Origin of the sequence: Tritonibacter sp. SIMBA_163 (assembly GCF_046535935.1) — a bacterium.
Taxonomy (GTDB): Bacteria; Pseudomonadota; Alphaproteobacteria; order Rhodobacterales; family Rhodobacteraceae; genus Epibacterium; species Epibacterium scottomollicae.
The window spans coordinates 1-274 of sequence record NZ_JAWJBP010000413.1 but is presented as its reverse complement, the minus strand read 5'-3'; the positions used below and the strand labels follow the sequence as shown (position 1 = coordinate 274).

General features: G+C 52.6%; 1 pseudogene. It reads right to left on the bottom strand.

Annotated elements, in window-relative coordinates:
• Window positions 1-43 precede the first annotated feature (43 nt).
• A pseudogene (locus R0J92_RS22940) lies at window positions 44-274 on the bottom strand (hypothetical protein); the annotation flags it as partial.

Genomic DNA, 274 nt, shown 5'->3' with positions numbered 1-274 from the left:
CTGTTGATACGTCTGTGGAGAAACGGTTGATAAACTGTTGGAATTACGGGGTTCCTGCAGTGGCTTCTTGTTCAAAAACGGCGGTCGTAATGCCGAGATTGAAGGTCGTGGTGACCACATCATCGGCTTCGCCATAGCTTTCCTTCGCCGACTGCACGAGCGCGTGAAAATAGAACTCGGTTGGGGTTCCTGTTTCATCTGGCGCATCGTTCGCGATGATGCGAATTGCGTAAGCCAGATTGGTCTTTTCAGCCGCCCTCAGCGCGATCTGACC